At 75.0% G+C, this 2,611-nt stretch carries 2 protein-coding genes; one reads left to right on the top strand and one right to left on the bottom strand.

Annotated elements, in window-relative coordinates; all coding sequences use genetic code 11:
- Positions 1-96: 96 nt before the first annotated feature.
- Positions 97-978, bottom strand: a complete 882-nt coding sequence (locus ABZ914_RS50000; RefSeq protein ID WP_500201619.1) for a helix-turn-helix transcriptional regulator — start codon at positions 976-978, stop codon at positions 97-99.
- A gap of 102 nt (positions 979-1,080) precedes the next feature.
- Between ABZ914_RS50000 and ABZ914_RS49995 the strand changes: the two genes are divergently transcribed.
- On the top strand, positions 1,081-2,508 hold the full coding sequence (locus ABZ914_RS49995; RefSeq protein ID WP_500201618.1) for an MFS transporter: 1,428 nt from the start codon (positions 1,081-1,083) through the stop codon (positions 2,506-2,508).
- The last annotated feature ends 103 nt before the right edge of the window (positions 2,509-2,611 follow it).

Here is a 2,611-nt window from a genome sequence, read left to right as displayed (position 1 = left end):
GGCTCGGCCTGGGGCGCGGCGGTGGTCTGCGTCATCGTCGCCGCGATCGCGGCGACGGACCTCGCGGTGATCGCCCGCCGCGCCCGCGGCCGCTGATCAGTGGCGGTGGGCCGGCGCGGCGAGCTCGGGATGGGCGAGCAGCCAGGAGATCCGCTCGCGGCTCTCGTCGTCGGTGGGCGTGTACACGGTCAGCCGGGCGCCCGCCGACCCGGCGATGTCCAGGTTGGTGGTGCGGGTGCGGATCTCCTCGACCACGGGGTGCCGGAAGACCTTCACGCGCGGGCCCGGCAGGGCCACCTCGTGCTCGGCCCACAGCCGCGCGAACTCCGGATTGGCCGCCTGGAGCCGCTGGACCAGCTCCTTCCAGCCCGGCTCGTTCATGTGCCGGCTGTAGCGGTACCGGAACACCGCGACGTGCATCGGCATCTCCTCGGCCATGTTCCCGATCGGGTTGCAGCACGGCGGCGTCGTGAACGTGATCCACATCGTGTTGCGCTCGGACGGCGGGAACGTCTCGACGGACGGGAAGATCGCCGAGAAGGCGGCGTTCCAGGCGAGCACGTCGGAGCGGGCGTTGCACACCGACGCGGGCAGCGGCAGCAGCCCGTCCAGGATCGTCCGCATGTCCTCGGGCAGCTGCTCGGCCTCGTCGGGCGGCTCCGCCTCCGGCACCTCGGCCAGCCGGTACAGGTGCTCGCGCTCGGCGCCGTCGAGGCGCAGCGTGCGGGCCACCGCGTCCAGCACCTGGGTGCTGGCGTTGATCGGGCGGCCCTGCTCCAGCCAGGTGTACCAGGTGACGCCCACCCCGGCGAGCTGCGCGACCTCCTCGCGGCGCAGTCCGGGCGTGCGGCGCCGCGGGCCCGGCGGCATCCCGACCTCGTGCGGGGTGATCCGCTCGCGCCTGCTGCGCAGGAACTCGGCCAGTTCGGTGCGGCGCCGGGAGGTCCCGCGCCTGGTCGCCGTTCCGGTGGTCGTCACGGTTCCACCCTGCCCTCCGCGCGCGTCCGTTGCCAGGTGCTGTCAGTACCAGTATCGAGGGGCTCTCGTTACCGGTACCGGATCGGCACCAGTGTCGTTCCCATGACACAGACAACCGATCTGCGCGGGGTCGTTCCCGAGCGGGATGCGCGGAGCGGTCCCGGCGGCCTGACGCTCGGCCTCCTGCTGCTGGGACAGTTCATGGCCATCCTCGACGTGAACATCGTCAACGTGGCGCTGCCGACGATGCGGGCGGACCTGCACGCGTCCGGCGCGGGGCTGCAGCTGATCGTCGCCGGGTACACCATCACCTACGCCGTGCTGCTGATCACCGGGGCGCGGCTCGGCGACATCGCCGGGCACCGCCGGGCGTACCACGCCGGCCTGGCCGCGTTCACGGTGCTGTCGCTGGCCTGCGGCCTGGCGCCGTCCACCTGGCCGCTGGTCGGGTTCCGGTTCCTGCAGGGCGCCGGGGCGGCGCTGATGACGCCGCAGGTGATGTCGATGATCCAGCGGAACTTCGCCGGCGCGGCACGGGCGCGCGCGCTCGGCCTCTACTCGGCGGTGATCGCGGGCGGGGTGGTCGTCGGCCAGGCGGCCGGGGGCCTGCTGGTGAGCGCGGACCTGTTCGGCGCGGGCTGGCGGACGGTGTTCCTCGTCAACGTCCCGATCGGCGCGGTGCTGCTGGCGGCGGGGCCGCGGCTGCTGCCGCGCGACGGCGGCGCGCGGGGCGGGGGCGTCGACGTCCCGGGGCTGCTCACGCTGTCGCCGGCCGTGCTGCTGTTCGTCGTCCCGCTGATCCTCGGGCACGAGCTGGGCTGGCCGCTGTGGGGCTGGTTCTCGCTCGCGGCGAGCGCCGCGTTCCTCGCCGCGTTCGTCGCGGTGGAGCGGGGCGCGGCGGCGCGCGGGGGCCGGCCGCTGATCTCGCCGCGGGTGCTGCGGGCGCCGCGGCTGCTGCCCGCCTGCGGGGCGCTCATGCTGGCGCCGGGGACGTGGGGCTCGTTCCTCTTCACCACGACGCTGCACCTGCAGGGCGACCTGAGGATGTCGCCGCTGCGGTCGGGTCTGGCGTTCGTCCCGTGCGTCGCCGCGTTCGCGCTGGTGGGGCTGAACTGGCAGCGGCTCCCGGCCCGCTGGCACCGCCGGGTGATCCCGGCCGGCTTCGCCCTCGCCGCCGCGGGCTACCTGTGCGTCGGCCCGCTGGCGGGCGGCGGCGTCGCGTACGAGCTGCTCACCGCGGTGATCGGGTTCGGCCTCGGGGTCATGTCGATCATCATGACGGTGGGGCTGGAGCACGTCCCGGCGGCGGACGCGGCGGACGCCAGCGGGCTGCTGCTGACGCTCATGCAGATCAGCCAGGTCATCGGCATCGCGACGATCGGGACGCTGTTCCTGACGGCGGCGGAGTCGAGCGGCTCCACCCGGCACGCCGAGTACGGCACCGGGTGGGCGCTCGGGGCGGTCGCGCTGGTCGGGACCGCGTTCACGGTGCTGCTGGTCCGGGGCCGGGCGGGCGCGCGCGACGCGTGACGCTCCCCGCCTCCGGCGAACGGCTCTAGGCGCCGAGGCGGGCGCGCTCGGCCTCCACGGCGGGCGGAAGGGGCCGCCGGGCGCCGGCCAGCCGCGGCAGCGC

Origin of the sequence: Spirillospora sp. NPDC046719, assembly GCF_040645715.1 — a bacterium.
In the GTDB taxonomy this organism is placed as follows: domain Bacteria; phylum Actinomycetota; class Actinomycetes; order Streptosporangiales; family Streptosporangiaceae; genus Spirillospora.
Note: the sequence above shows the minus strand (reverse complement) of the source record. Positions and strands in the feature narration are given on the sequence as shown.